This is a genomic window from Ancylobacter sp. Lp-2 (assembly GCF_020523795.1).
Lineage (GTDB): Bacteria > Pseudomonadota > Alphaproteobacteria > Rhizobiales > Xanthobacteraceae > Ancylobacter.
Genome location: NZ_JAJALI010000009.1, coordinates 1 through 20777, shown reverse-complemented (window position 1 = coordinate 20777; position 20777 = coordinate 1). Strand labels below are relative to the sequence as shown.

The following is a 20777-nucleotide window of genomic DNA, read 5'->3' as shown; positions in this document are numbered from 1 at the left end:
CGATTCGCGACGCGGCGGCCGGAGCGCTCCGTCCCCCACGAGCACGCCCCTCCCGGCCGCCGGGAGCACGCGTGGCAGGTTCTCCGCGCCTCCGGGCAGCGGACGCCAGTCTGGCAACACTCGGGCCGCAGGAGCAGTTGCGAGGGCCACCTACGCGGCAGCGACGCCGATCCGCTTGATCTCCCATTCCAGCTCGACGCCCGAGGCCGCCTTGACCCGCCGGCGCACCTCCTCGCCCAGCCCCTCGATATCGGCGGCGGTGGCGCCGCCGGTGTTGATGAGGAAGTTGCAGTGCATTTCGGACACCTGCGCCCCACCGAGGGTGAGGCCACGGCAACCGGCGGCATCGACCAGCTGCCAGGCCTTGCCTCCGGGCGGGTTCTTGAAGGTGGAGCCCCCGGTCTTCTCGCGGATCGGCTGCGAGGCCTCGCGGGCCTGGGTGATTCGATCCATCTCGGCGAGGATATCGGCGGTCTCCCCCGGCTCGCCCTGGAACAGCGCGTGGGTGAAGACGAGATCCGCCGCCGCGCCGGAATGCCGGTAGCTGAAGCCGAAATCGGCATTGGCCAGCACATGCACCCGCCCCTGCCGGTCGACGGCGCGGGCTTCGACAAGCCGGTCCTTCGTCTCGCCGTGATGGGCGCCGGCATTCATGCGCAAGGCGCCGCCTATGCCGCCGGGAATGCCGCGATAGAAGGCCAGCCCGGCGATGCCGGCATCCGCCGCCGCGCGGGCGAGCTTCACATCCGGCACGCCGGCACCGACCCGCAGGCGGTGTCCCTCCTCGACGACGACGTCGGAGAACCCCCGGGCGAGGCGGATGACGACGCCTGCGACGCCGCCGTCGCGCACGATGAGGTTGGAGCCGAGGCCGATCACCGTCACCGGGATCTCCGCCGGCAGGCGGGCGAGGAAATAGGCGAGGTCGTCCTCGTCGGCCGGGGTGAACAGCATCTGCGCCGGCCCGCCGACGCGAAACCAGGTGAGCGGCGCCAGCGGCTGGTTGGCAAGGAGCCGGCCGCGCAGCTCCGGCATGCGGGCGACGAAGTCGGCGGTCAGGTCGGGGAAGCTCAAGCGTCGATTTCCTTCGCTTCCAGCTGACCCGGCAGCGCATAGGCCCATTGGGTGATGTTGCCGGCGCCGAGGCAGATCACATAGTCGCCCGGCTTCGCCAGCCCCTTCACAATGCCCGCCAGCGCATCGGGCGTCGGCAGCGGCTGCACCGAGCGGTGCCCGCGCGCCCGCAGCGCCTCGACGAGGTGGTCGCGGTCCACCCCGGCGATCGGCGCCTCGCCGGCGGCATAGACATCGGCGACGATCACATGGTCGGCGTCGTTGAAGCAGGTGGCGAACTGGTCGAACAGTGAATGGAGGCGGCTGTAGCGGTGCGGCTGCACCACCGCGATCACCTGTCCGTCAGTCGACGCGCGGGCGGCGCGCAGCACGGCAGCAATCTCCACCGGATGATGGCCGTAATCGTCGAAAATGGTCACACCGTCCACCTCACCGGTCTTGGTGAAGCGGCGCTTGACGCCGCCGAAGCCGGCCAGCGCGGCGCGGATCTGCTCGTCGGAGGCCTTCAATTCCCGCGCCACCGCAATCGCGGCGGTGGCGTTCAGCGCGTTGTGCCGACCCGGCATCGGCAGGATGAGGTCGCGCAGCTCATGTACCACCCCGCCCTCGCGGTCGCGGAACAGCACCGTGAAGCGTGACTGGCCGCCCTTCAGGTCGATTTCGGTAATGCGAACATCGGCTTGCGGGTTCTCGCCATAGGTGATGACGCGCCGGTCTTCGACGCGCCCGACCATCGCCTGCACCACCGGATGGTCGATGCACATCACCGCGAAGCCATAGAACGGCACGTTCTCGACGAAGCTGCGGAACGCCTGCTGCACCGCCTCGAAGGTACCGAAATGGTCGAGATGCTCGGGATCGATATTGGTGACGATCGCCACCTCGGCCGGCAGCTTCAGGAAGGTGCCGTCGCTCTCGTCCGCCTCCACCACCATCCATTCGCCGTCGCCGAGGCGGGCATTGGTGCCGTAAGCATTTATGATTCCACCGTTAATTACGGTCGGATCGAGATTCGCCGCATCGAGCAGCGTCGCCACCAGCGAGGTGGTGGTGGTCTTGCCATGGGTGCCGGCGATGGCGACGCAGCTCTTCAGCCGCATCAGCTCGGCCAGCATCTCGGCCCGCCGCACCACCGGCAGGCGCTTGGCGCGGGCGGCGACCAGTTCGGGATTGTCGCGCTTGATGGCGGAGGACACCACCAGCACCTCGGCGCCGTCGAGGTTCTCGGCGGCATGGCCGACATGAACCTTGATGCCCTTCTCGGTCAGGCGCTTCACATTGGCGCTCTCGGAGACGTCGGAGCCCTGCACCGTGTAGCCGAGATTGTGCAGCACCTCGGCGATGCCGCTCATGCCGATGCCGCCGATACCGACAAAATGGATGGGACCGAGGGAGAGCGGAAGCTTCATGCGGCTATGTCCTTTTCAGCCGGACGGCGTGTGACCTTCCGGCAGGCGGGCAGGATTAGACGAGGCAATTAGACGAGACACACGGCCGCGTCATCCCCGCCGCCCCTAAACATCGATCTTGGCAATTCGCAGGACGAGTTCGGCGAGGCGCTCGTCGGCATCCGCCCGTCCCATGCCGTGCGCCGCCTGTGCCACCGCCTCCAGCGCGGCGGGATCGTCCATCAGCCGGGCGAGTTCGGCGGCGAAGGCCTCGGGGGTGAACCCGGCCTGCGGCATCAGCAGCGCCCCACCGGCCCGCGCCAGCGCGGTGGCGTTGACCAATTGGTCCTGGTCCAGCGCGCCGGGCAGCGGCACCAGCACCGAGGGCCGGCCGATCACGCTCAACTCCGCCACCGTCGAGGCGCCGGAACGCGCCACCACCAGATGCGCCAGCGCCAGGCGCGCCGGCAGATCGTCGAAGAACGGCGCAAGCTCGGCGCTGACGCCGAGCCGGTCATAGGTCGCGCGGGTCGCCGCCATGTCCTCGGTGCGGCATTGCTGGGTGATCCGCAGCCTCGCCCGCAGCGCCGGGGGCAGCTTCTCCACCGCCGGCGGCACGATCTCGCTCATGATGCGCGCGCCCTGGCTACCGCCGAACACCAGCAGCCGGAACTCGCCGCCCGGTGCCGGCGGCTCGAAGGGCACGCGGGCGGCGGCCTGCACGGCGGGACGCACCGGATTGCCGGTGTGATGCGCCTTGGCCTTCAGCGCGGCATCGCCCGCCACCGCATCGGGATAACCGAGGGCGATGGCAGTCACGCGGGGAGCCAACAGCCGATTCGCCCGCCCCATCACGCCATTGGCCTCGTGGATCAGCGTCGGCCGCCCGGCGAGCGTGCCGGCCAGCAGCGGCGGCACCGTCGGGTAGCCGCCGAAGCCGACGATCGCCGCCGGCTTCAGCCGGCGCACCAGCGCCAGCCCCTTCACCAGCCCGGTGCCGAGCGCCAGCGCGGTCTTCGCCAACGCCACCGGCGAGCGGCCGCGCATGGTGTCGGCCGGCAGCACGTGCAGCTGGCGGGCGGGGAAATGGCCGGCATAGCGCGCCGCGCGCTCGTCGGTCGCGAGATCGACAATGACGCCGCGCCGGGCGAGCGCATTCGCCAGCGCCTCGGCGGGGAACAAATGGCCGCCAGTACCACCGGCGGCGATGAGAACGAGGGGCGCGTCGCCCGATCCGCCGGCCATAGCCCGGACCTCACGCGGCCGCAGGGGCCGGCGGCGACGCCGGCGATCCCAAACGGGTGCCGAGCCGCTCCAGCTCGGCCAGCGTGGCGCTGCGCGGGCGGCGGCGGGTCAGCGCCAGCAGCATGCCCATGCCGAAGGCCAGCGACAGCAGCGAGGAGCCGCCATAGGAGACGAAGGGCAGCGTCATGCCCTTGGCGGGCATCATGTGCAGGTTGACCATCATGTTGATGCAGGACTGCAGGCCGAACAGCATGGCGAGCCCGGCGACCGCGAAGCGCACGAACGGGTCTTCGTCATGCATCGCCCGGCTCAGCGCCCGCAGCACGATGAAGGCGAACAGGCTGGCGATCATGATGCACAGCACCGCACCGAACTCCTCCGCCGCCACCGCGAAGATGAAGTCGGTGTGCCCGTCCGGCAGCATCTTCTTGAAGGTGCCCTCGCCCGGCCCCTGCCCCAGCCAGCCGCCATTGAGGAAGCTGTCGATGGCGAGGTCGATCTGGTAGGTGTCGCCGGATTCCGGGTCGAGGAAGCGGTCGATACGCTTGGTGACGTGCGGCACCAGGTGATAGGCGAGGAACAGGCCGGCGGCGCCGATGCCGCCGAGACCGACCACCCAGATCATCCGGAGGCCGGCGAGGAAGAACAGCCCGCCCCACACCAGCGAGACCAGCATGGTCTGGCCGAAGTCCGGCTGCAGCACCAGCGGGGTGATGACGCTGCCGAGCAGCGCCACCGCCATCATCTGGCCCGGCATTTCCGGCCGGCGCACGCTCTCGGAGAACAGCCAGGCGGCGATGATGACGAAGCTGGGCTTGATGAATTCCGACGGCTGGACGGCGATGGGACCGATATTGAGCCAGCGCCGCGCGCCCTTCACCTCCGGGCCGAACACCAGCGTCGCGAACAGCAACCCGAGACACACGAGGAACAGCACCAGCGACACCCGGCGGATATTCTTCGGCGACAGGAAGGAGGTGCCGATCAGCACGACCAGGGCCGGCAACAGGAACATCACCTGGCGGTTCACGAAATGGAACGGATCAGCGATGCCGAGGCGAGAGGCGACCGGCGGACTCGCCGCCAGCGACAGCACGATGCCGATGATCATCAGCGCCGCCAGCGCCCCGAGAAGCAGACGGTCCACCGTCCACCACCATTCGCCGACCACGGTCCTCTCGGCACGCGAAATCATGGAACGCCACTCTCCTGAAGCGGGCAGCCCCCGCCGCGTGGCAGTATCGTCCGGTTAAGGTTGACGGACGCTTAAAGGAGATCAGCCGCTGGGCAGCGATTGCACCAGCGTACGGAAGCGGTCGCCGCGCACCTCGAAATTCGGGAACTGGTCGAAGCTCGCGCAGGCCGGCGAAAGCAGCACCACCGGATGGCCGGCTTCCAAGCCCGACGCGTCGCGGGCGGCGGCGGGAATGGCGTTCTCCAGCGTGCCGGACATCTCGAACGGCACCTCGTCGCCGAGCGTCGCGGCGAACGCCTCCGCCGCCTCGCCGATGAGATAGGCCTTGCGCACGCGGCCGAAGAACGGGCGCAGCGGCTCAATGCCGCCCGCCTTCGGCTTGCCGCCGAGGATCCAGTAGATGTCCTCGAAGCTGGTCAGTGCCCGCTCCGCCGCATCGGCGTTGGTCGCCTTGGAATCGTTGACGAACAGCACCTTGCCGATGGTCCGCACCTGCTCCATGCGATGAGCGAGGCCGGGGAAGCTCTTCAGCCCCTCGACGATCACCTCCGGCGCGAGCCCGAGCGCCCGGGCGGCGGCGAAGGCGGCGGCGGCGTTCTGGGCGTTATGGGCGCCGCGCAGCGAGCCGGTGCCGGCGAGCGGCACGGTGAACACGGTACGCCCACCCTCGCGTACCTCGAGCGCATCGCCCGCGAGGCAGATGCCATCGGCGAGATCATGCAGCACCGAGATGCGCACCAGCCGGCGCCCGGCTTCTTGCAGCCGGTTGGCGATGGTGCGCGACCAGTCGTCATCGACGCCGACCACTGCCGTGCCGCCCGGCTCGACGCCGGCGACGAGCCGCTCCTTGATCGCGGCGTAATGCGTCATGTCGCCGTGGCGGTCGAGATGATCGGGCGACAGGTTGAGCAGGATGCCGACGCTGGCATCGAGGCTCGGCGCGAGGTCGATCTGGTAGGACGAGCACTCGATCACATGCACCCGCTCCGGCGCCGGCGGCGCGAGCGACAGGATGGCCGGCCCGAAATTGCCACCGATCGGCGCCTCGCGGCCGGCGAAGCTGAATAGATGCGCGATCAGCGCCGTGGTGGTCGATTTGCCGTTGGTGCCGGTGATCGCCACCATCGGCGCGCCCGGCGCATCCGCGCGACGTTCGCGCACGAAAAGTTCGATGTCGCCGATCACTTCGACGTCGGCAGCCTTCGCCAGCTCGACGCTCCAATGCGGCTTGGGATGGGTAAGCGGCACGCCCGGCGCCAGCACCAGCGCTGCGACACCGGTCCAGTCGAGCCCGCGCAGGTCGGCGGTCGGGATGCCCGCCGCCTCCGCCTTCGCCACCGAGGCCGCCGAATCGTCGAACGCCGTCACCTCCGCCCCACCGGCGATGAGCGCCTGCGCGGTGGCGAGGCCGGAGCCGCCGAGGCCGAACAGGGCGACGCGGCGGCCGCGGAAGCTGGTGACGGGAATCATGATGGGGAACCTCGGCAGGACGGCGCCCGGATCGGGCATATCTGGCTAGCGCATTTCGGCGCCGGATGGAAAGATCGCCGCACCGGCCAGCATTGCGAGACCAACATGACCCACCCGACCCTGCTTCCGCTCGGCTCCACCCTGCGGGTGCTGCGCCCGCATCCCAATATCCTCGCCTTCTACGACGGTCGCATCGAGGGTGCGCGGGCGCATTCGGCGGCACCCAACTGGCTCGACGACGGCGCCTATGCGCTCGGCGTCTGCGTCTATGCGATCGTCGACGGGTCGGAGGCTATTCTCTACGACACTCACATCTCGCTCACCCATGCGCGGATGATGCGTCGGGCGCTAGAAGAGGCCGGCGTCACCTCGATCCGCGTGGTGCTCAGCCACTGGCACGACGACCATGTCGCCGGCAACGAGGTGTTCGCCGATTGCGAGATCATCGCGCTGGACAAGACCGAGGCGGCCCTCGCCGCCCATCGCGAGGCGCTGGAGACCGGCGAGCCGCCGATCCACCCGCTCGTCATGCCGAACACCATCATCCGGGAGCCGACGAAACTGTTTGTCGGCGGCATCGCCGTCGAACTCCGGCCCGCCGAGATCCATAGCCATGACGGGCTGATTCTGTTGCTGCCCCAGTTCGGCATCATGCTCGCCGGCGACACGCTGGAGGAGCCGATCACCTATGTCGCCGAGCCGGACCGCCTCGCGGTGCATGTGGCGGAGCTCGAACGCATCAGGTCGTGGGGCTATGAGCGCATCCTGCCGAACCATGGCGCGCCGGAGATCATCGCCACCGGCGGCTATGGGCCGTCGCTGATCGACGCCACCATCCGCTATGTGAAGAAGCTGCTGCGGCTCGACATCGACATGGCGCTGGCCGACCAGGACCTGTCCACCTTCATCGCCGGCGATCTCGCCGACGGCGTGCTCACCTATTTCGCGCCCTATGAACAGGTGCACGCCGACAATGTGAAGAAGGTGCTGGCCGCCCGCTAGGGCGGGCCGTCGCTCACCGCAGCTTCAACGTCGACAGCCCGATCAACGCCAGTACCACCGCGATGATCCAGAAGCGGATCACGATCTGCGGCTCGGTCCAGCCCAGTTGCTCGAAGTGGTGATGGATCGGCGCCATCTTGAACACCCGCTTGCCGGTGAGCTTGAAGGAGATCACCTGCACGATCACCGACACCGCCTCCAGCACGAACAGCCCGCCGATCACCGCCAGCACGATCTCATGCTTGGTGGCGACCGCAATGGTGCCGAGCAGGCCGCCCAGCGCCAGCGAACCGGTGTCGCCCATGAAGATCTGCGCCGGTGGGGCGTTGAACCACAGGAAGCCGATGCCAGCGCCGATGAGGGCCCCGCAGATCACTGCCAGTTCGCCGACGCCGGCGACATAGTGGATCTGCAGGTAATCGGCGAACAGCACGTTGCCGGAGAGGTAGGAGATCAGCCCGAAGCTGCCGGCGGCGACCATCACCGGCACGATGGCGAGGCCGTCGAGCCCGTCGGTGAGGTTCACCGCATTGCCGGCGGCGACGACGACGAAGGCACCGAAAATGACGAAGAACCAGGAAAGGTCGATCAGCAGGTCCTTGAAGAAGGGAAAGGCCAGCGAGGAGGACAGCGGCTCGCGACCGACATGCATGATCACCACCGCCGCGATACCGCCGATCAGGAACTCGAGGGCAAGGCGCGTACGGCCGGAGAGGCCGGCATGGGTCTGCTTGGTCACCTTGAGATAGTCGTCATAGAAGCCGATCAGCCCGAAGCTGATGGTGACGAACAGCACCACCCACACATAGGGATTGGCGAGATTGGCCCAGAGCAGCGTCGCCACCATCAGCCCGGAGAAGATCATCAGCCCGCCCATGGTGGGCGTGCCCTTCTTGGTGAGCAGGTGCGACTGCGGGCCGTCGGTGCGGATCGGCTGGCCCTTGCCCTGCTTCAGCCGCAGGAGCGCGATGATCGCCGGGCCGAACATGAAGACGAACAGCAAGGCGGTGATGATCGCCCCGCCGGTACGGAAGGTGATGTAGCGGAATACGTTGAGCGCCGGGACGCTCTCCTGGAACTGGGCCAGCCATTGCAGCATCGGATCAACCTTCCGCCGAAGCGTCGTCTTTAACGGGAAATCGCTCGGCGAGCGCGCGGACCAACGGCCCCATGCGGCTGCCATTCGATCCCTTTACCACCAGCACGTCACCGCCGCGCAGCCGATCGGCGAGCAGCGGCAGCAGCGTCGCGGCATCGGGTGCCCAGGCGCCGCGGCGGTGCTCGGGCAGTGCCTCGTGCAGCGCCCGCATCAGCGGCCCGGCGGAGAAGACGAGGTCCGCCCGTCCCGCCTCGGGAGCGAGGCCGCGATGGAGCTCCTCGCCCATCGCGCCGAGTTCCAGCATGTCGCCGAGCACCGCGATGCGCCGGCCGCGTCCCTCGACCGGCGTGCCGGCGAGCACGGCGAGCGCCGCGCGCATCGAGGCCGGGTTGGCGTTGTAGCTCTCGTCGATCATCAGCGCCCTGCCGCCCTTGACGTCGAGCGGCGTGCGTACCCCGCGGCCGGGCGGGGGGCCGAGCGAGGCGAGCGCCAGCGCGGCGAGGCAGAGATCGGCACCGGCCAGCTTGGCCGCCGCCAGCACCGCGAGCGCGTTCTGCACGATGTGGCGGCCGGGCAGCCCGACCTTGAAGCTCACCGTCTCGCCGAGGATCTCGGCGAGCGCGGTCGAACCGTCCGGCTGCAGCGCGACGCTGAGCAGCCGCGCTTGCGCGGCCACCGACTGGCCGAAGCCGGCGACGTTGTCGATGCCGGCGGAGCGGGCAGCGGCAGCCAGCCGGTCGAAATGCGGGTTGTCGCGGTTGAGCACCGCCGCCCCGCCCGGCTCGACGCCGGTGAAGATCTCGGCCTTGGCGTCGGCGATGGCTTCGACATTGGGGAACTGGGCGATGTGCACCGGCTCGACGGTGGTGATGACAGCCACATGCGGGCGCACCATGGCGGAGAGCGGCGCGATCTCGCCGGCATGGTTCATGCCGAGCTCGAAGACACCATAGGCCGCATCGGCCGGCAGGCGTGCGAGCGACAGCGGCACGCCCCAATGATTGTTGTAGGAGGCGGCCGAGGCATGGGTAAGCCCGTCGGCGCCGAGCGCCAGCAGCAGCGCCTCCTTGGTGGTGGTCTTGCCCACCGAGCCGGTCACCGCGACGATGCGGCCACCGCAGCGGGTCCGCGCCGCCCGGCCGGCATCCTCCAGCGCCTTCAGCACATCCTCGACGATGAGCGCCGGCATGTCCGCCGGTAGCGTATCGAGCTTGGCCCGCGCCACCGCGCACAAGCCCGCGCCGCGCGCGGCGGCGCTCGCGGCGAAGTCGTGGCCGTCGCGATCACCGGTGATGGCGAAGAAGGCGTCGCCGGTCTTCAGCGTGCGCGAATCGATGGACACGCCGCCAATGGGAGCATCCGCGGCCACGCCGCGCAGCGTGCCCCCGGTCGCCTGTGCCAGTTCCGCCGGCGTCCACAACGGCGCGCGACGTGCGGCGTCAACGCCTTGCGACACACCGACCGGCTGCGAAACGCCTTTGCCCTGTCCATCCATGGCTATCCCCCAAAGCTGCCGAGCGCCGCCCGCGCGACGTCGCGATCGGAGAACGGCAGGGTCCGGTCGCCCACGATTTGGCCGGTTTCGTGACCCTTGCCGGCGATCAGCACCACATCCCCGGCTTCCGCCATGCCGATCGCCGCCGCGATCGCCTCGGCGCGGTCGCCGATCTCGCGTGCCCCCGGCGCCGCGTCGAGAACCGCCGCGCGGATGGTCGCCGGATCCTCGCTGCGCGGATTGTCATCGGTGACGATGACGACATCCGCCTTGTCGGCGGCGATGGCGCCCATCAGCGGACGCTTGCCCTTGTCGCGGTCGCCGCCGCAGCCGAAGACGACGATGAGACGACCGCTCGCATAGGGCCGCAGGGCGTCGAGCGCGTTGGCGAGCGCGTCCGGCTTGTGCGCGTAGTCGACGAAGACGCCGACGCTGCCCTTGGTGCCGACCAGTTCCAGCCGTCCCGGGACGCCCTCCAACCGCTCCAGCGGCGTCAGCGCATCCTTCATGGCCGTGCCGGTGGCAACGGCGAGGCCGGCGGCGACCAGGGCGTTCGCCACCTGGAAGGCCCCGACCAGCGGCAGACGGAGCGTGCGGCGCCGGCCGTCCGCCTCCACCTCGATGAGTTGCCCGAGCCCGTCGTCGCGGCGGGACAGCAGCGCGATGCCGGCGCCGGAGACGCCGATGCCGATCACCTCCAGCCCGCTATCGGCAGCCAGATCGGCGACATGACCGCCCTCGGAGCTGTCCACCCACACCGCCGCGCCGCCCCCGCGCGGAACGAGGTGGCGGAACAGCCGCAGCTTGGCCTCCAGATAGGCCTCCATGCTCGGGTGGTAGTCGAGATGGTCGCGCGAAAGATTGGTGAAGCCGCCAGCCGACAGCCGCACGCCGTCGAGCCGATGCTGGTCCAGCCCGTGCGAGGAGGCCTCCAGGCACAGATGCGTCACGCCCTCGCCGGCGAGGTGATCCAGAGTGCGGTGAAGCGCGATCGGATCGGGGGTGGTGAGCGCACCGTACACCGCACCGGACGGCGCCACGACGCCGAGCGTGCCGAGGCTGGCGCTGGCATGGCCGAGATGCTGCCAGATCTGCCGGGTAAAGGCCGCGACCGACGTCTTGCCGGAGGTACCGGTCACCGCGGCGATGGTTTCCGGCTGGCGCGGGAAGGCGTTGGCGGCGGCGAGCGCCACCGCCCGGCGGGCATTGCCGACCCGCACATAGGAGACATCGAGCGGCAGGTCGGCCGGGCGTTCCGCCTCGCCGACCACCGCCGCCGCCCCGCGCGAGACCGCTTCCCGGGCGAAGGCCATGCCGTCCGCCTTGACGCCGGCAAGGGCGAAGAACACGTCGCCGCAGCGCGCCTTGCGGCTGTCCAGCACCGGCTCGGCGACATCAAGGGCCGGATCGGCCGCGTCATAATCGGCGTCGTCGCCGATCAGCGCGCCGAGGGTGCGGATCGTGGAGGTCGGCTGAGAGGAATGCGGAATGTCAGTCATGCTCGCCGTTCCGAACGACCGCGCTGAACCCGCGGGAAGACGACCGCGCCCGCTGCGCAGCCGGCCGATTGCCCCCTGTTGCGGGCAATAGCCGATTCCGATGACCTTGCGCAGGGGAAATCGGCGCGCGCCGCATCATTGCACCTGCGCCACCTTGTTGGAGGACAGGATGCTCTCGACCGGCGGCACTTCCTTGCGCGGCATGAGGCCGAGCAGCGGCGCCACACGCTGGATGATGCGCGCCGAGGTCGGCGCGGCGTTCCAGCCGGCGGTGGCATAGCCATAGGTGCCTTCCACCGCCTGCGGCTCGTCGAGCATGATCAGCATCAGATATTGCGGGTCGTCCATCGGGAAGGCGGAGATGAAGGAGGTGAGCAGCCGGGTCTTGGAATAGCGCCCGTTGATGACCTTCTCCGCAGTACCGGTCTTGCCGCCGACATAGTAGCCGGGCGTGTCCGCCTTCTTCGCCGACCCCTTCTCGGCATTGAGGCGCATCAGATAGCGCATCTTGGTGCTGGTCTCGGGCTTGATCACCCGGGTGCCGATCTGCGCGGCCTCTTCCGGCGTGCGCTTGAGGAAGGTCGGCGGGATCAGCCAGCCGCCGTTCACCAACGCGTTCTCGGCCATCAGCACCTGGATCGGCGCGACGGCCAGGCCATGGCCGAAGGCGATGGTCGCGGTGTTGAGATCGCCCCAGCGCTTGGGCACCAGCGGCATGGCGCTCTCGGGCAGTTCGGTCCGCAGGCGGTCGAGCTGGCCCATCTTCTTCAGGAACGCCTTGTGCGCGTCGACGCCGAGCGTCAGCGCCATGCGCGCCGTGCCTATATTGGAGGAGACGAGGAACACCTCCGGCAAGGTCAGCACACGGTTTTCCGCATGGTAGTCGTGGATCTTGAACCGGCCGAACGACAGGGCGCCGCGCGCATCCAGCGTCGAGTTGAGGTTGAACCTGCCGCTATCGAGCGCCATGGCGAAGGTGAGCGCCTTGAAGGTCGAGCCCATCTCGAACACGCCGGTGGTGAGGCGGTTCAGCGCCTTGGGGTCGAGCGCCTTGGCCGGGTCGTTGGCGTCGAAGTCCGGCAGCGAGGCCATGGCGAGGATCTCGCCCGTGCGCACATCGGTGATCACCCCGGCTGCCGCCTTGGCCTTGAACTTCAGGAAGGCAGCGTTGAGCTCGTCGCGCAGCACATGCTGCACCCTGAGATCGAGGGACAGCTCCACCGGCTCCTGCTGGCGGTCGGTGGCGAAGCCGGCGAGATGCAGCTCGGAAAGCCCGCGGCTGTCGATCCACTTCTCCAGGCCGGCGATGCCCTGGTTGTCGATATTGACCGATCCGAGGGTGTGCGACGCGAGGTTGCCGCCGGGATAGATGCGGCGGTTCTCGGTCATGAAGCCGATGCCCGGCAGGCCGAGATTATAGATCTCGCGCTGCTGCATCGGCGAGATGTCGCGCTTCAGCCAGACGAAGCCGCGCTTGCTGTCGAGGCGCAGGCGCATCTCGTCGGTATCGGCGCCGGGCAGCACCGCCGACAGCGCCTCCACCGCCTCGTCGACGTCGATCAGGCGCTTGGGCTCGCCGAACAGCGAGGCCGAGCGCACATCGGTGGCGAGGATGCGGCCATTGCGATCGAGAATGTCCGGACGGGCGGAGGCCACCGCATCCGAGGACATGCCACGCCGGCTGAGCGCCCCCTCCGGCGAGGAGGCGAACATGGCGAGCCGCCCGCCAATGGCGAGATACACCGTGCCGAACACCAGCATGCACAGGATGAGGCGCGCCCGCGCCACCGCATGCGCCTCCGGCCGCCCGCGCCGTGCCGCGCTGCGGATCACCCCGATCAGGGCCCGCAGCGCGCGGCCGGGCAGGCGCAGAAACCACATCGGCACCGCGGCAAGGCGCAGTTTCGGAATCCTCAATCCCGGCAGGCGCAGCTTGGGCAGGCGCGAGCGGAGCTTGGAAAGGCCGGACGCAATCACCAGGCGACCTCCAATACTTACTGGCCAACCGCTGCCGGCGGCAGCAGCGGCATGGGCGACATCATCGGCGCCGTCGCCATCGGGCGGGCGGACGGCGGGGGAAGCGGCGAGCCGAGCATCGGCGCATGCGTCGACGCAAGGGCACCGGCGGCCGGCACGGCGGAAAGCGGCAAGGCGCCGTTCGGGCGCGGCGCGGCCGAGGCGGGGGCGATCGGCGCGCGGGCCACCGGCTTGGGCGCCGCCGGCTTGGCCTGGCTGGTCGGGATCGCCGCGCCGGTCGGGCTGTCGACCAGTGCCTCGATCATGCCGCCGAGCGCGTCGCCGGCCGCGTCCGGCTTGGCCGGCAGGCTGGCCAGCATGTCCATGCGGGTGACGTCCAGCGGCTGCATATCGAGATGGTGCTCGGCCAGCGCCTGGATACGGTCAGGCGCCGTGCGCCGCGCCCATTCGGCATTCAGCGTGGCGATGCGGTCGCGCTCCCAGCGGATCTCGTCGCGCAGCTTGGCGATCTTCTGCGCCTCGAAGGCCGAGGCATATTTCACGTGATAGACCGCGCCCGCCGCCGCCAGCAGCGCGATCACCGAGATGAAATTGAGGATGCGGAACATGTTTCTCGGTCCTCAGTGATGGCGGCTGCGCGCGTCGAAATCGGGAAGCGGCGGCAGCAGGGTCTCAAGGTCGCTCGCCTCGCGCGCCGGCGCCGCGGTGCGCTCGCCGGCCCTGAGCTTGGCCGAGCGGGCGCGCGGATTGGCGCGGGTCTCGGCATCGCCGGGCTCCACCGCGCCCTTGGCGACGAGACGGAAGCTCGGCGGCGCGCTCGCCACCGCCGGCAGGTGGCGCGATCCGGCCGCCGGCTTGGCACGGGCGTTCAGGAAATTCTTCACGATGCGGTCTTCCAGGGAATGGAAGGTGACGACCACCAGCCGCCCGCCGGGCTTCAAGACGCGCTCGGCCGCCGCCAGCGCGCGGGCGAGCTCGCCGAGTTCGTCATTCACCGCGATGCGCAAGGCCTGGAAGCTGCGGGTCGCGGGATGCGGCTCGTGCGGCTTCGCCCACACCACCTTGGCGATGATGTCGGCGAGCTGGAGCGTACGGGTGATCGGAGCCTCCTCGCGCGCCTTGACGATGGCGCGGGCGATGCCGCGCGACTGCCGCTCCTCGCCGAAGCGGTAGATGAGATTGGCGAGCTCGGCCTCCGGCAGCCGGGCGATATAGTCCGCCGCCGACAGCCCCTCCCCCGACATGCGCATGTCGAGCGGGCCATCGCGGCGGAAGGAGAAGCCGCGCTCGCCCTCGTCGAGCTGCATGGAGGAGACGCCGATATCCAGCACCACGCCGTCGACCTCAGGTGCACCGAGCATCGCCGCGACCTGGTCGAGATTGCCGAAACGATCCTCACTCACCGCCAGTCGGCCGGGATGGGCGAGCACCAGCGGGGCGCTCGCCGCCACCGCGGTCGGGTCGCGGTCGATGGCGATCACCCGGCAATCCGCCGCGCCGAGAATGGCCCGCGTATAGCCACCGGCGCCGAACGTGCCGTCGACATAGACGCCGCCGTCCTTCGGCGCGAGATGCGCCAGCACCTCGGCGAGCAGCACCGGGACGTGGCGCTCGCCATTGTCAGCCGGCGATTCGGGAGGCAGGGGCGGCACCATCAGGCGTCTCCGGCCGGCATCCGGCCGCCTGCATCGGCACACCCGCGTGCACCGGCGCGGCGCAAAGGCGCGCGCCGGTCCGTCAAAGGCAAGCGGGTGGCAGGCAGTTTCAAGCATGCAGGACTATGGGACATCGGCGGGACGCTGGTCGGGGCTGCGACGCGACGCGCCGAATCCCCCGGTTTCGATCCGCGATTAACGCTCTCTGAACCTTAAGAATCGGTTGAACCGTGCGCAGGAGCCGGTTAGCTCGCTGCCATGGACGACGTTCCGACCTTCACCGCCGACTCGCCACTGGCCGCCGACGTGCTAGCCTCGCCCAACCATGGCGAGCGCCTCGGCGTCGCCGTGGCGGACATGCTGCTCCTCCACTACACTGGCATGCAGAGCGCGGAAGAAGCCGTGGCCTGGCTGCGGTCGCCGGAAAAGGCGGTCTCCTGCCACTATGTGGTGCACGAGGACGGGCAGATCGCGCAGTTGGTGCCGGAATCCCGCCGGGCCTGGCACGCTGGCCTTTCCTCATGGGCCGGCGCGAACGACATCAACTCGCTGTCGATCGGCATCGAGATCGTCAATCCCGGCCATGATTTCGACTATCCGCCCTTCCCCGCCCGCCAGATCGAGGCGGTGACAGCACTCGCCAAGGACATCGTCACCCGCCTCGCCATCCGGCCCGAGCGCGTGCTCGCGCATTCCGACGTCGCGCCGTTGCGCAAACAGGATCCCGGCGAAAAATTCCCGTGGGATATCCTGCATCGGGCCGGTATCGGCCATCTGGTCGAGGAAGAACCGATCAGCGACGGCCGCTATTTCATGCGCGGCGAGTCCGGCCAGCCGATCGAGGCGCTGCAGGCCATGCTCGGCTTCTACGGCTACGCGGTCCCGGTTACCGGCACCTATTGCGAGACCACCGAGGCGGTGGTGCGCGCCTTCCAGCGCCATTTCAGGCGCTCACGTGTCGACGGCGTGGCGGACGTCTCCACCCTCGCCACATTGTATGCCCTCTGCACCTCCCGGTAGGCAGGTTCCGCAAGGGCCGCCCGTCAATTCGTCTACCGTGCCAGAACACCACTCGCGACATGATCCTGCGCCGAGACAGGCGCCAACGAAATAATCGTGCCGTTTCGTTGCCCATCGGCCACAGGAACACGTGCGTCAAGTCCGCACGCCTACGTATTTCCTAATTCGTGGACAATTGAAGCCTCATTGGAAACAGATTTTCCATCGCATTTCCCGGTCTCTCTCATCGACCCGGAAAGGCCGTTATCGCTAATGCCTCGTTATAGTCTCACGTTGCGTACTGCTTTTTTCACTCTCTTGACTGTCACATTCGGCGCAAACATCGCCAGCGCCCGCCCTATCACTGAGAACAAAAGCTTCGAAGAGGCTTCTGGTTCCAAATCATCCATTGTTGCTCTCGTCGACCGTGAAGCCCGCGCGAACGGGGTTCCAATCGCTCTTGCCCGCGCCGTGGTGCGCATCGAGAGCAACTGGAACCCCGGTGTCACCGGCAGCGCCGGCGAAGTCGGCCTCATGCAGATCAAGCCCCTCACCGCGCGCGGCCTCGGCTATCAGGGCACCCGCAAGGCGCTCTACGATCCCGCGACCAACATCAAGTGGGGCATGCGCTACCTCGCCGGTGCCTACCAGCTCGCCGCCGGCGACACCTGCGGAACCGTGATGCGCTACCAGGGCGGCCATGGCACCACCCGCATGTCGAACATCGCCCGCAGCTATTGCAGCAAGGCCCGCACCCTCATGGCCTCGAACTGAGGACTGCGCGCGCGCCGCGCAAGCGGTTAAAGGTTCCGCGTCACGGCTTGACGGGCGCGCGCGTCTCCCTCATTGCTCCCCCGCCAGCCGGCCGGGCGGCCGCGTCGCCCGCAAGGGTGCCGAGGAAAGTCCGGGCTCCACGAAGACACGGTGCCGGATAACGTCCGGCGGGGGCGACCCCAGGGAAAGTGCCACAGAAATCAAACCGCCACGGGTGCGCCCGCGGCAAGGGTGAAACGGTGGGGTAAGAGCCCACCGCGCGGCCGGCAACGGAAGCGGCACGGCAAACCCCACCGGGAGCAAAGTCGTATAGGGGTGACACGAGACCGGTTCGCCGGCCTCACGTCCGTCTTCGGACCGTCGCCCGGGTTGACTGCTAGAGGCGTCGAGCAATCGGCGTCCCAGAGGAATGGCCGCCACGCGGGAGCGATCCCGCCTTACAGAACCCGGCTTACAGGCCGGCTGGCGCTTTCCCCGCCGCGGCACGGGGTGTATTCGGCATGGAACTGATCCTTCTGGAGTTCTGTGCATGCCCATCCGCATTCTGCTCGCCGGCGCCACCGGCTGGGTCGGCCGCGCCCTCGCCCCGGCCATCGCCGCCACCGCCGATCTCGAACTCGTCGCCGGCATCTCGCGCTCTGCCGCCGGCACCTCGATCGACGGCGCCCCGGTCTTCGCCTCTATCGAAGAGGCGCTCGCCATCCCTTCCGACGTACTCATCGACTACACCAAGCCGAATGTGGTGAAGGCGAATGCCGCCGCCGCCATCGCCGCCGGCCGACATGTGGTGATCGGCACCTCCGGCCTCGGCGCGCAGGACTATGCCGAACTCGACGCGCTGGCGCGCGAGAAGGGCGTCGGCGTGCTGGCGGCCGGCAATTTCTCCATCACCGCCACCCTGCTGAAGCGCTTCACTCTGGAAGCGGCGAAATATGTCGCCGATGTCGAGATCATCGACTACGCCTCGGCCGGCAAGCCCGACGCGCCCTCCGGCACCGCGCGCGAGCTGGCCGAGACGTTGGCCGGCGTCCGTCGCCCGGCCACCAGCCGGCCGGTCGAGGAGGTGAGCGGCGTGCCCGCCACCCGTGGCGGCAGCTTCGGCGAGGGGGCTACCCGCGTGCAGGTGCATGCGCTGCGGCTGCCCTCCTTCGTGCTGGGCGTGGAAAGCGTGTTCGGCGCCCCGGACGAGCGGCTGACCATCCGCCATGACGCCGGCTCGTCGGCGGCTCCCTATGTCGGAGGCACGCTGCTGGCCGCCCGCAAGGTCAGTGGCTGGACCGGCGTGCGGCGCGGCCTCGATACGCTGCTGGACTGAACGCCGGCCGATCGGGCCGCGCGTGCGGGAGCACGCGCCGGGTCCGGGTCGGCCTCTTCCTGACCGCCAACGATCGGACGGCCGATGACCGCTCCCCCGCCGCCGCAAAAGCTCGACATGTTCGGCGTCATCCAGCACATCCAGGGCGATGCGCCCTGGGGCTCCGTGCTGGATGCCGGGACCGGCGTGCGGTCGGCGCGCTGGATCAGCGGCTTGCCGTCCTCCCGCTGGACCGCCGTCAGCGCCGATCCCGATCATCTGAAGCTCACCGAGGCGGCGGTCGCCACGGCACGGCGACCGCAGGATCGGCTGGTGCTCGGCAATTGGCAGGATCCGGCGCTGCTCGCCGGCGAAAGCCACGACACAGTCCTGGCCGAGTATCTTCTCGGCGCGGTCGAGAGCTACGCGCCCTATTTCCAGAGCGATCTGTTCGCGCGCCTCCGTCCACTGGTCGGCGGCCGGCTCTATGTCGTCGGTGTCGATCCTTATGTGAATGGGGTTGTCACTGACGAGACCGGCGCACTGGTGCAGGCCATCGGCCGGCTCCGCGACGCCTGCGCCCTGCTCGCCGGCGTGATGCCTTACCGCGAATATCCGGCGGAATGGGTCATTCAGCGGCTGGAGCAGGTCGGGTTGCGCATCGTCTTCGCCCGTCGTTTCCCGAACATCTATGACCGACCATGGGTGAAGCGGCAGTTGGACGACAGCCGGCGATTGGTCGACCTGATCAACGACCCCGCCGTCGCTCAGGCGCTGACCGGCCAGATCGAGGCGCTCTTCCAACGGGCGGAGGACCTGCTGGGGAGGCTCGGTGGCCTCGCCCACGGGCATGACTACGTGATCGCTGCCGTGACCGGCTGAGCCGCGCTTCCCGCGAGGCTTCGCCCGGTTTCAGTCTTCGCCGGAGACGGCGTTAGGCGGAGGGATCGGCGTCGCGAACTGCCGCTCCGGCGCATAGGCCTGCTTGGACGTCGAGCCGGTCGGGTTCGGATCGATGCCGAACCACCGCATCACCATGGGAATGCCCGCCGGGGGCAGAGGGACGCCATTGCGCGGCTGGGTGGAGCTAGGCGGCGCCGCAGCGGGATAGTTTTGCGCCGGATAGACCGGTGCAGGTGCGCCATAAGGCTGTGTCGGTGCCGGATAGCTTGGCGGCGCAAGCGGCTGCGGTGCGGCGGCAGCCGGATATGACGGCGGCGCCAAGGGTTGCGGCGACAGCACCATCGGCTCGCCCGGCTCGCCGTCCATTTCCTGCGGCTCGGGATCGGGGACCGGAGCAGCCGAGGACGGCGGATAATAGGCCGGCGTCGCGGACGGCGGCGCAGCCACCATGGGTGGGGCCTTGTAGACGGGCAGGTTCGGCGGAATCGGCATCACCGGAGCCGGCTTGCAGGTCGTGCGGCCGGAGGCGGTGCGCATCAAGTCCACATGGATGTGGTCGTAATGATAGATGTTGGAACCCGGCGCGAGCACGACGGTGAAGCGCTGGCAGGCGGTGGCTTGGACCGTACGGAGGAAGCCGCGCTCGTCGGGGCGCCCCTTCCAGCCGGTCTTCACCAGAATTTCCCGGCCATCGGCAAGTACAAAGCCGCCGACATCAAAGCCGTTGCCGAAGGCGTGCTCGGAAACCTTGCCGGTCGTCGCGCCGTTCATGTTGCGGCAGGAATAGGACGACATCTGCTTGATCTTGGCGACCGGCTGGCCGAACCAGGCATAGGCGGCCGGCTGGATGTCCTCGGCGACCCAGCGGTCGAGCGAGGCGGTCATCGGGCAGGCCAGCGTCGCCTTCGGCGCCACCTCGACCGAACCCTGGTTCAAGCCACTGATTCTAAAAGGATGCTCCATCCCACACGTGCCGGCGCCGTTGATGGCGGCCATGGGCACGATGGTGGCGGAAGGCTTCACTGAGCCCTCCGCCAGACATCGCTCTTCAGCTTCCGCACGCCAGGGTTCCCGCCGTTCGAACGGCGAGAACTTGCAAGCGGAGAGCCCCAGAAGGACGAGCGGGGCTACGATAAACCAGGATACGCCGCGCGTCATGGCGACAAGCTAGGCGTGATTTGGTTGACACCGCGTTAAGCATGGCCGACCGCCTCCAAGAAATGTCGGCGCAGGCCAAAGCTTTTCGATTGGTTAATATTTACGGTTTTGAAAGTATTAACCGACGCGCCTTCCTCGCCCTGCAGTGCAGTGAGGTGACCGATGGGGCCGATTGCGCGGGTGTTTTGTCGGGTGAGGCCAGCTTGGCTCGGGCGGGGCGACGCTGAACGCGGCCGGTCCTGAACGCGAAGGGCGCCCTCCCGGGTGGGAGAGCGCCCTCGGCTGTATGTCGGTGTCGCGCGACGGCGACGAACGGGCCGGGAGGCCGGGGACGGGGTCCACACGATCATCCGGACGGGATCCGCCCGATCACTCGGGCAGGGTCGGCGCGGGCGCCTGGCGAGGAGCCGTGCCGCCCTTGCGAGATCCCCGCGAAGGCTCTTCGGGGGCTCTTGCGAGGTCCCCTTTCGAGTTCCTCCCGCGAGCCCCCTCCCCGCGTCTGCTTAGTGGGAGAGGTTCTTCACCACGTCCTCGACCATCTTCTTGGCGT

At 68.9% G+C, this 20777-nt stretch carries 17 protein-coding genes and 1 other RNA gene; 6 read left to right on the top strand and 12 right to left on the bottom strand.

The window, feature by feature from the left end:
• Positions 1-150 precede the first annotated feature (150 nt).
• The 5 genes from murB to murD all read right to left on the bottom strand — a co-directional run bounded on the left by murB (position 151) and on the right by murD (position 6372).
• Positions 151-1074, bottom strand: a complete 924-nt coding sequence (gene murB / locus LGR54_RS19765) for a UDP-N-acetylmuramate dehydrogenase (RefSeq protein WP_230363689.1) — start codon at positions 1072-1074, stop codon at positions 151-153.
• Positions 1071-2483: a UDP-N-acetylmuramate--L-alanine ligase gene (murC, locus tag LGR54_RS19760; protein WP_230363688.1), complete on the bottom strand. Its 1413-nt coding sequence runs from the start codon at positions 2481-2483 to the stop codon at positions 1071-1073. Before murC ends, murB begins: the two co-directional genes overlap by 4 nt.
• Positions 2484-2588: 105 nt before the next feature.
• Positions 2589-3707: an undecaprenyldiphospho-muramoylpentapeptide beta-N-acetylglucosaminyltransferase gene (murG, locus tag LGR54_RS19755; protein WP_230363687.1), complete on the bottom strand. Its 1119-nt coding sequence runs from the start codon at positions 3705-3707 to the stop codon at positions 2589-2591.
• Between the two features lie 10 nt (positions 3708-3717).
• Entirely contained in the window at positions 3718-4902 is a 1185-nt protein-coding gene (ftsW, locus tag LGR54_RS19750; protein WP_230363686.1) for a putative lipid II flippase FtsW, read from the bottom strand.
• Positions 4903-4983: 81 nt separating this feature from the next.
• On the bottom strand, positions 4984-6372 hold the full coding sequence (murD, locus tag LGR54_RS19745) for a UDP-N-acetylmuramoyl-L-alanine--D-glutamate ligase (RefSeq protein ID WP_230363685.1): 1389 nt from the start codon (positions 6370-6372) through the stop codon (positions 4984-4986).
• Between the two features lie 105 nt (positions 6373-6477).
• Here murD and LGR54_RS19740 point away from each other — a divergent pair, with 105 nt between their 5' ends.
• Positions 6478-7374: an MBL fold metallo-hydrolase gene (locus LGR54_RS19740; protein WP_230363684.1), complete on the top strand. Its 897-nt coding sequence runs from the start codon at positions 6478-6480 to the stop codon at positions 7372-7374.
• Between the two features lie 13 nt (positions 7375-7387).
• Here LGR54_RS19740 and mraY read toward each other — a convergent pair whose 3' ends face one another.
• The 6 genes from mraY to rsmH form a co-directional block, all read right to left on the bottom strand.
• On the bottom strand, positions 7388-8473 hold the full coding sequence (gene mraY, locus LGR54_RS19735; RefSeq protein WP_230363683.1) for a phospho-N-acetylmuramoyl-pentapeptide-transferase: 1086 nt from the start codon (positions 8471-8473) through the stop codon (positions 7388-7390).
• Positions 8474-8477: 4 nt separating this feature from the next.
• Positions 8478-9968: a UDP-N-acetylmuramoylalanyl-D-glutamyl-2,6-diaminopimelate--D-alanyl-D-alanine ligase gene (locus tag LGR54_RS19730; protein WP_230363682.1), complete on the bottom strand. Its 1491-nt coding sequence runs from the start codon at positions 9966-9968 to the stop codon at positions 8478-8480.
• Positions 9969-9970: 2 nt separating this feature from the next.
• Positions 9971-11467 carry a UDP-N-acetylmuramoyl-L-alanyl-D-glutamate--2,6-diaminopimelate ligase gene (locus LGR54_RS19725; RefSeq protein ID WP_230363681.1) on the bottom strand — a complete coding sequence of 499 codons (1497 nt, stop codon included), beginning with the start codon at positions 11465-11467 and terminating at the stop codon, positions 9971-9973.
• A 135-nt stretch (positions 11468-11602) separates the two neighbouring features.
• On the bottom strand, positions 11603-13348 hold the full coding sequence (locus LGR54_RS19720) for a penicillin-binding protein 2 (RefSeq protein ID WP_230363824.1): 1746 nt from the start codon (positions 13346-13348) through the stop codon (positions 11603-11605).
• Between the two features lie 113 nt (positions 13349-13461).
• Positions 13462-14052 (bottom strand): hypothetical protein, encoded by a 591-nt coding sequence (locus LGR54_RS19715; RefSeq protein ID WP_230363680.1) that lies wholly within the window; start codon positions 14050-14052, stop codon positions 13462-13464.
• 12 nt (positions 14053-14064) lie between these two features.
• A complete protein-coding gene (gene rsmH, locus LGR54_RS19710; RefSeq protein ID WP_230363679.1) occupies positions 14065-15099 on the bottom strand; it encodes a 16S rRNA (cytosine(1402)-N(4))-methyltransferase RsmH in 1035 nt (344 codons plus the stop codon).
• A 258-nt stretch (positions 15100-15357) separates the two neighbouring features.
• Here rsmH and LGR54_RS19705 point away from each other — a divergent pair, with 258 nt between their 5' ends.
• The 5 genes from LGR54_RS19705 to LGR54_RS19685 all read left to right on the top strand — a co-directional run bounded on the left by LGR54_RS19705 (position 15358) and on the right by LGR54_RS19685 (position 19048).
• Positions 15358-16119: an N-acetylmuramoyl-L-alanine amidase gene (locus LGR54_RS19705; protein WP_230363678.1), complete on the top strand. Its 762-nt coding sequence runs from the start codon at positions 15358-15360 to the stop codon at positions 16117-16119.
• Between the two features lie 252 nt (positions 16120-16371).
• A complete protein-coding gene (locus tag LGR54_RS19700; RefSeq protein WP_230363823.1) occupies positions 16372-16872 on the top strand; it encodes a lytic transglycosylase domain-containing protein in 501 nt (166 codons plus the stop codon).
• 83 nt (positions 16873-16955) lie between these two features.
• Positions 16956-17342, top strand: an RNA gene (gene rnpB / locus LGR54_RS19695) — RNase P RNA component class A.
• A gap of 59 nt (positions 17343-17401) precedes the next feature.
• Positions 17402-18187 carry a 4-hydroxy-tetrahydrodipicolinate reductase gene (gene dapB / locus LGR54_RS19690; protein WP_230363677.1) on the top strand — a complete coding sequence of 262 codons (786 nt, stop codon included), beginning with the start codon at positions 17402-17404 and terminating at the stop codon, positions 18185-18187.
• 84 nt (positions 18188-18271) lie between these two features.
• Positions 18272-19048, top strand: a complete 777-nt coding sequence (locus tag LGR54_RS19685; protein ID WP_230363676.1) for a class I SAM-dependent methyltransferase — start codon at positions 18272-18274, stop codon at positions 19046-19048.
• Between the two features lie 30 nt (positions 19049-19078).
• Here the strand turns inward: LGR54_RS19685 and LGR54_RS19680 are convergent, their stop codons facing one another.
• Positions 19079-20227, bottom strand: a complete 1149-nt coding sequence (locus LGR54_RS19680) for an extensin family protein (RefSeq protein ID WP_255607750.1) — start codon at positions 20225-20227, stop codon at positions 19079-19081.
• Positions 20228-20777 lie beyond the last annotated feature (550 nt).

Excerpts from the sequence above, each read along its gene's own strand:
- LGR54_RS19715 (WP_230363680.1), bottom strand. The coding sequence starts at position 14,052 with ATGTTCCGCATCCTCAATTTCATCTCGGTGATCGCGCTGCTGGCGGCG.
- rsmH (WP_230363679.1), bottom strand. The coding sequence starts at position 15,099 with ATGGTGCCGCCCCTGCCTCCCGAATCGCCGGCTGACAATGGCGAGCGC.
- LGR54_RS19730 (WP_230363682.1), bottom strand. The coding sequence starts at position 9,968 with ATGGATGGACAGGGCAAAGGCGTTTCGCAGCCGGTCGGTGTGTCGCAA.
- LGR54_RS19705 (WP_230363678.1), top strand. The coding sequence starts at position 15,358 with ATGGACGACGTTCCGACCTTCACCGCCGACTCGCCACTGGCCGCCGAC.
- LGR54_RS19720 (WP_230363824.1), bottom strand. The coding sequence starts at position 13,348 with ATGTGGTTTCTGCGCCTGCCCGGCCGCGCGCTGCGGGCCCTGATCGGG.
- LGR54_RS19725 (WP_230363681.1), bottom strand. The coding sequence starts at position 11,467 with ATGACTGACATTCCGCATTCCTCTCAGCCGACCTCCACGATCCGCACC.
- murC (WP_230363688.1), bottom strand. The coding sequence starts at position 2,483 with ATGAAGCTTCCGCTCTCCCTCGGTCCCATCCATTTTGTCGGTATCGGC.
- LGR54_RS19700 (WP_230363823.1), top strand. The coding sequence starts at position 16,372 with ATGCCTCGTTATAGTCTCACGTTGCGTACTGCTTTTTTCACTCTCTTG.
- LGR54_RS19685 (WP_230363676.1), top strand. The coding sequence starts at position 18,272 with ATGACCGCTCCCCCGCCGCCGCAAAAGCTCGACATGTTCGGCGTCATC.
- LGR54_RS19680 (WP_255607750.1), bottom strand. The coding sequence starts at position 20,227 with ATGACGCGCGGCGTATCCTGGTTTATCGTAGCCCCGCTCGTCCTTCTG.
- dapB (WP_230363677.1), top strand. The coding sequence starts at position 17,402 with ATGCCCATCCGCATTCTGCTCGCCGGCGCCACCGGCTGGGTCGGCCGC.
- murD (WP_230363685.1), bottom strand. The coding sequence starts at position 6,372 with ATGATTCCCGTCACCAGCTTCCGCGGCCGCCGCGTCGCCCTGTTCGGC.
- ftsW (WP_230363686.1), bottom strand. The coding sequence starts at position 4,902 with ATGATTTCGCGTGCCGAGAGGACCGTGGTCGGCGAATGGTGGTGGACG.
- mraY (WP_230363683.1), bottom strand. The coding sequence starts at position 8,473 with ATGCTGCAATGGCTGGCCCAGTTCCAGGAGAGCGTCCCGGCGCTCAAC.
- murG (WP_230363687.1), bottom strand. The coding sequence starts at position 3,707 with ATGGCCGGCGGATCGGGCGACGCGCCCCTCGTTCTCATCGCCGCCGGT.
- LGR54_RS19740 (WP_230363684.1), top strand. The coding sequence starts at position 6,478 with ATGACCCACCCGACCCTGCTTCCGCTCGGCTCCACCCTGCGGGTGCTG.